This is a genomic window from Symplocastrum torsivum (assembly GCF_059505465.1).
Genome location: NZ_JCACKQ010000026.1, coordinates 59,055 through 65,054 on the forward strand (window position 1 = coordinate 59,055; position 6,000 = coordinate 65,054).

Genomic DNA, 6,000 nt, shown 5'->3' on the forward strand with positions numbered 1-6,000 from the left:
ACTGTCTTCAACGTTCCTATTCTGTTGCTTTTTGAAGGCTTTATCCGTTTAAAAAAATTGATTATTTCACACAATATCAAAAATGTAAATTTTCACAGATTTGTGGGGATTTTCTAAATTCTGATATCCCCTTAAGGTGAATATCACTGCTTATGAAAAATCAGGAAAACTCAAATGGTTACAAACTTTTTGACAGATGCTAAACAACTCGACTCAGCCTCCGTTGAAGTTCGCGCTTCTACCGCTCCAAATTCAAAGAGAGAATTTGTCAAAGTTATTGTCGTTGGTTCACCCAAAGGGGTCGTTAAAATCATTCACACCCTGTACCGTCTTGGTTTTGCAGAAGTGACCGAGTGGAGTCCACCCACACCAACAGCAAATTCAGGTGAGGTAATAAGTGTTATGACGCGACTTGTTCTTCTAGATTGAGAGTTTGAGCGATCGCCTACATTAGGTAATCTGTTGATGAGATGACAGCAGAGGCGCAAGGCTTTGCGCCTTCAAGCGATCGCTAATCATCTTTCAGCTTAGTTAACTACGGTGCTACTGCACTATTTAGTTCTTCTGGGGTAAGTTGTTCCTTGGTCAACAAGTACACCGTTCCTTGCCTGATAGAAAGCAGATTGAGATAATATTTAGTCTCGCCATCCTTAGACACCTGATAGGCACTTCTTCCCGTATCATCTGCAAGCTCTAATTTTTTAACAACATAACCCTGAGCTTCTAGATTCTGTTTGAGATTTTCAGATACAGTTCGCCACTGGGTGTCTGCTGTTTGCCAACAGCCCAGTGAATTGTTACATCCCGGTTGTACACCATCAACATGAGGAAAATCTGCAAATGGCTCATCTGGCGATGGGCTAGGAGTTGGTTCTGGTGACGGTGTTGGCGATGGGCTAGGAGTTTCTAAAGGGGTGGGAGTTGGGGAAGGAACCGGAGTTGAGGACGCAACAGGAGTTGAGGGTGTTGGTGTTGGAGTGATTGGATCAACAACTGGAGAGGGTTGGGGTGGCTGAACTCTCGGTGAGGGTTGAACAATTAGAGGAGGAGTTTGCCGTAATCTAGGGAAGGGTTGGATAGGTGGAGGAAGGGTTGGCTGAACACTAGGAGAAGGTTTGGGCAACTGCACCGATGGAGAGGGTTGGGGGGAAGGTGGAGAAGGTGGAGGAGGTAGTTGCGTAACCTTGACAGCTTTCTTTTTAGGATTGGATGCGGGTTCAGGCTCTGGTTGCGGCGGAATGGGAATTAATAATAGTAACCCATGTAACCCGATGGAAAAGAACCACATCGGTCGCATCAGCATTTGTACAGGAGCAGGCAAGTTTTTCAAAAAACGTTGATAAATCATCGTATCTAAAGCATTAAATGTCCGTCAGGTACGACAGTTAGGCTAGTTTTAGACCTTGCTGCTGGCTGTTTGAGCATGTCTACAACCGAACTTTGCTAGCTGTAACAGGCAGTACAGTGCGTTTCGGGAATTCTCTACCTCACTAGTTTGTGTCACGGCAATGGAACTAGATGTTCTTGTCGCAACCTTAGTGGGAAGTATCTATACGGTAGAGTATCTTGCAAAATCTTATCAAGAAGCAATTGCCTTGCGGCACTCAATTTTCTTAACTATCCGCTGGTGGCTTGTGAGGGAGAGAAGGCTCGATAAGGAAGATTCCCCTGCCAAAATCAAAATTTCTTTGTCAGGAACTGCTATTGTTTTGTGGAAAAGTTTGCAGTTTGATATCTCTAGACTAAAACCCATGACACGAAAAGTTATTCACTCTTCTCATGCTCCAGCCCCCGTTGGCCCATACAGCCAAGCGATCGCAGCAAGTGGGCAAATGATCTTTGTTTCTGGTCAAATTCCGCTTGAACCCAGCACAGGCGAGATTGTTGGTGCTAATGATGTTGTCAAGCAGACGGAGCAAGTAATGGCAAATCTAGAAGCGGTTCTTGCTGCTGCTGGTGCTAAAACGCAGGATATTGTGAAAACAACAGTGTTTCTGGCAGATATGAACGATTTTGCAGCAATGAACAAAGTTTACGCACAACATTTCGATGAAACATCAGCTCCTGCGCGTGCTTGTGTTGAGGTTTCTCGTTTGCCAAAAGACGTTTTGGTCGAAATTGAATGTATTGCAATCGTGCCGTAAGTGACTGGAGTTGAGGCATGAACAGGGAGAAAACACCAGAAGATTTACAAGGACATCCCACCTGTTCTAGTGGCACGTATGCGATTGATGCAGACACTAACCAGTGACTAAGCTGGCATTGTGAGGAGGCGTACCCTGACTGGAAAGTGCAGCGGGTGTGCCTGATGATTATGACGACCTACCGCTTGAAGAGTGCAGCGGTTTTACTCTAAAAATGGGGAAAGCAGCGTCCAACTGGTCACTGCTCACTAGTAGCTCTTGAATGCGATCGCGATCAGAGCAACTCTCTACCTGTCGTACTCTACATAGTCAACCCGCCTATCGTCAATCTGAGCAGGCATAACCTCAGATCGACGTCTGGGTTGCAACGTATGGGGGAGAGCGTTATAAGGCTGCTGCACTACATAAGTTGTTCGACCCGGACGCTGTTGTCGTGCAAGTACCGCTAACGCTCCAACAACAACAATGCCACCACTAATTGTGATTGCCATACCGCCTAGTGCCCAGACGATGCCTGAAACCATCGAATTTTCTTCTTGCTGCTGAGGCTGAATAGGAGTAGGGGTTGATGTCGGTCGGCTCCATGCCGGTCGCGCAGTGGGATCGGTCTGCGTGGTTAGCTTCTCAATGAGCATCTGCTGATTCTGCAACTGTGCCTTTAGCTGCTCAGTTTCAGTGCGTTGTTGCTCAAGCATCGCTCTTAACCGCTCAGCATCCAACCGCTGCCGTTCAACATCATATAAGCTTGAACTCGGCGAAGTCGGTGTTGCCATCGGCGGTGTCGCCATATAAGGATCGTAAGGATTAGAAGGGTTAGCTTGTGCAATTGGCAGTTGACGAGCAGGTGTTAAACCATTAGCGACAATATTGTCACCCCCCTTAATCATAAAGAGAACCGCTACTCCAGCGAAGGCAGCCCCTGTCAGGAACGCCATACCATCACTCATTGCTCTCGCCTCTCAACTGCGACTGAATTAAAACTAGTTGTAACTGATGCACTCTGACACTCATTATGACTTCACGCAACTTAGGTTGATACGCCATCTCCTTGGTTTGGGTAGGTAGTTATTTTTCCCACTCGAACTCTGCTCATTCATTCAAAACCACATTTTCTCAATTGTCTACCTTAGCGAGGTCTAAAGATTGCTTACTATTGATGAACACTCTCCAGGCAGATCAGCGGTATTTTTGTAGAAGCTAGCAGACCGGAGATTAGGGACTTAATTGATATGCCTGGAAAATGATACATCGATAAAAGCAGCAGCTCAAGCTGTAGTTGTGAAAGTTTGGAAAATTGTAAGTAGAAACCTTAAACCCTTGCAACAACGCTTTAGGCGTTAAAGAAGACAATTACAACGCTAGTTTCCCCAGTTTCGTGCTGATGCTGTACACCCAGTCAAATTCCTGGAACGTTAGCCAGCTATGCTCAAACTCGAAGATTGCTTCGTTGAGGCTGGTATTGTCAACAATTACCCCAAAATGTTAGGACTTGATGAAATCTTAAACTCAGTGAGCTTACAGGAGCATAATTCCAGCTTTCTACGTCACAAGAGTGACACAACAGAATAGGTGCTACTTTTTTGTAGCAAGGTTCAACACCCGTATCTTCAACAGCTCACTGTCACCCTGGTAAAGGTTTATGCATCCTCAGCACAACCAAGATTCTAACAATCATTCACAGCCAAACCGCAACAATCTTTGGGTAGAGGGATTCAAAACAGTCGGCTTGAGTTTAATGTTTGCCTTCGGGTTTCGCACCCTTGTTGCTGAATCTCGTTATGTTGCCTCAGGCTCAATGTTACCTACCCTGGAAGTTAACGATCGCTTACTAATCGACAAGTTGAGTTATCGCTGGTCAACTCCTGACCGAGGAGACATTGTTGTCTTTTCTCCCACGGAAACGCTAAAGCAGGAAAATCACCGAGATACCTTTATCAAGCGGGTGATTGGTTTACCCGGAGAAAAGGTAGAGATTAAAGGGGGACGGGTGTATGTCAATGACCAACTGCTGCGAGAAAAGTACCTTGCCGAAGAACTGACGTATGATTGGGGTCCCGTCACTGTACCTCCAGACTCCTACCTCGTGATGGGGGATAATCGCGATCGCAGCTACGATGGTCGCTACTGGGGATATGTTCCTCGTGACTATATTATTGGTCGTGCGATCGCACGCTACTGGTCTGTTGAGCGCATTGGTACAATCGACCCATCTCCTCTTTACCCGCCTTCTCCTGCATCATCTGTGCGCCAGTAAGTCCTCCGACTTCTAAAGTTCAGTTTCCAGCCATTGCCATTCAGTAACAAGGGATTCGGGAATTTTTAAACAAAGGGCTTCCTGACTTTTGAGTGGAACCGAGAGCGTTAGGGAACTCTTTTGCAGTTTACTCAGAACTTCTGTGAAATTGTACTGACCGACATTGGGTGCAGGAGATTCTTCGCCAAAGACATCAGCGGCTGTCAATACCTGACCCGATGCTGTACTAATTTTCAAAGGTTGCGGGTGAGTCAACTCAGCAATGCCAGGAAAACCGACTAGACGTAAATTGAAGCGTATTGGCTGACCTGGTGTTATTTGTTTGAACAATACTACCTGCCAAGCATTTCCAGAGGCATCTAGCAAAGATTGTTGAGAGTGATATCGCATGACTCCGGGTTCATCTTGGTGTTGCCTCAGAACAGCCGTTGCTTGCTCTTGTGTGAAGGCAAATTGACCCAGAAGTAAAAGTAGCACCAATCCACTCAGCAGCAGTAGCTGAGAAACTAGATCTTCACGGCGCAAGTTTCCTACCAGTTCTGACAGGGGAGGTAGAGGAAGCCGGGAGAGAGTTTTTGCTGGTGGCTTATTGGTGTCAAGCTGGTCTAGTTGCTGAGTGCGATAGAGCATAACTCCCTCCAGATGTTAACCCTAAGGGCAGATTTCTCTGGCGTTTAGACTAAGGCGCTCTGACTCAGCGAAGCTGAGTGGAGCGAAAGCCTATTAGCGCAGCTTTCTGGGGACTGGAGTTTAGACTAAAACGCTCTGACTCAGCGAAGCTGAGTGGAGCGCAAGCAACTGAAAGCTCCTGGGATACCAAGCATGGGGCAACTGGCGTTTAATCAATGAATTGGGTCACAGGCATTGGGTTGGCAAGAGCAGTGGGTGACGTAGCACTGACTGCCCTTGGGTGGAAGATTGAGAGAAGCACTACCAACTCTCAACAGCCACTATGGAACTTCTTGCCAAACTTCAAGCATTTCGTCAAGCTGCCTACAATTACTTAGGCAAAGCGCATGACGCGACCTTTGAGTTAACTGATGCGGTACTATTGACCCGCAACGCCTATTCCTTGGCAGACTTGTCACTCTCTCCAGTATTTCGACGCCGATGGTCTAGCATTTATGAAGCCTTACAAGATAGCCGACCTCAACGCCAGAAATTGATGAAGCTCTACCTTGAGCAGATGGCTTCATCGGTGCGGCCTCTTGCTGGCAGGTGACCACACAATCTGGCCACGACCGGAAGCAGTGACACTCCAAGAACGTACAATTGAGCATCAAGCAACTACCGTTCCCGGAAATCGCCCGATTGGTTTAGGTCAGGGCTACAGCACTATTGCTTGGATACCGGAAGAGTCAGGCAGTTGGGCGAAAGCCCTTGAGACATGAGCGGATTACCAGTTGGGAAAACCCAATTGAGAAGGGGGCGTGGCAACTACAGCAGGTTTGCTCTGTGTTATCAGTACGACCAATTTCTGTCTGGGACAGCGAATATGGCTGTGCTCCGTTTGTACTCAAGACAGCGAACATTGCGGCAGATAAGTTGATACGTTTGCGCTCGAATCTTGGCTTGTGGGGCGCACCTCCCCCCTACTCCGGT

9 protein-coding genes are annotated in these 6,000 nt (G+C 47.0%); 6 read left to right on the top strand and 3 right to left on the bottom strand.

Going from position 1 to position 6,000, the window contains the following annotated elements:
- Positions 1 to 174 precede the first annotated feature (174 nt).
- On the top strand, positions 175 to 429 hold the full coding sequence (locus AC5JL3_RS09095) for a peptide ABC transporter substrate-binding protein (protein WP_496074178.1): 255 nt from the start codon (positions 175 to 177) through the stop codon (positions 427 to 429).
- Between the two features lie 106 nt (positions 430 to 535).
- Here the strand turns inward: AC5JL3_RS09095 and AC5JL3_RS09100 are convergent, their stop codons facing one another.
- A complete protein-coding gene (locus AC5JL3_RS09100; protein WP_496074179.1) occupies positions 536 to 1,348 on the bottom strand; it encodes a hypothetical protein in 813 nt (270 codons plus the stop codon).
- 160 nt (positions 1,349 to 1,508) lie between these two features.
- Here AC5JL3_RS09100 and AC5JL3_RS09105 point away from each other — a divergent pair, with 160 nt between their 5' ends.
- The gene (locus AC5JL3_RS09105) at positions 1,509 to 2,144 is read left to right on the top strand and encodes a RidA family protein (RefSeq protein ID WP_496074180.1); all 636 of its coding nucleotides are present in this window, start codon (positions 1,509 to 1,511) and stop codon (positions 2,142 to 2,144) included.
- A 287-nt stretch (positions 2,145 to 2,431) separates the two neighbouring features.
- On the opposite strand, the gene AC5JL3_RS09110 is transcribed toward AC5JL3_RS09105, so the two are convergent.
- Positions 2,432 to 3,091 (bottom strand): hypothetical protein, encoded by a 660-nt coding sequence (locus tag AC5JL3_RS09110; protein WP_496074181.1) that lies wholly within the window; start codon positions 3,089 to 3,091, stop codon positions 2,432 to 2,434.
- Between the two features lie 692 nt (positions 3,092 to 3,783).
- Between AC5JL3_RS09110 and lepB the strand changes: the two genes are divergently transcribed.
- Positions 3,784 to 4,398 carry a signal peptidase I gene (gene lepB, locus AC5JL3_RS09115; protein WP_496074182.1) on the top strand — a complete coding sequence of 205 codons (615 nt, stop codon included), beginning with the start codon at positions 3,784 to 3,786 and terminating at the stop codon, positions 4,396 to 4,398.
- 12 nt (positions 4,399 to 4,410) lie between these two features.
- Here the strand turns inward: lepB and AC5JL3_RS09120 are convergent, their stop codons facing one another.
- A complete protein-coding gene (locus AC5JL3_RS09120; RefSeq protein ID WP_496074183.1) occupies positions 4,411 to 5,028 on the bottom strand; it encodes a DUF3122 domain-containing protein in 618 nt (205 codons plus the stop codon).
- 322 nt (positions 5,029 to 5,350) lie between these two features.
- Between AC5JL3_RS09120 and AC5JL3_RS09125 the strand changes: the two genes are divergently transcribed.
- From AC5JL3_RS09125 to AC5JL3_RS09135, 3 genes are all read left to right on the top strand, one after another.
- A complete protein-coding gene (locus AC5JL3_RS09125) occupies positions 5,351 to 5,620 on the top strand; it encodes a hypothetical protein (RefSeq protein ID WP_496074184.1) in 270 nt (89 codons plus the stop codon).
- Positions 5,621 to 5,648: 28 nt separating this feature from the next.
- Positions 5,649 to 5,789 (top strand): hypothetical protein, encoded by a 141-nt coding sequence (locus AC5JL3_RS09130; protein WP_496074185.1) that lies wholly within the window; start codon positions 5,649 to 5,651, stop codon positions 5,787 to 5,789.
- Positions 5,779 to 6,000 (top strand): hypothetical protein (locus AC5JL3_RS09135; protein WP_496074186.1); only part of this gene is annotated, 222 nt, incomplete at its 3' end. The genes AC5JL3_RS09130 and AC5JL3_RS09135, both read left to right, overlap by 11 nt.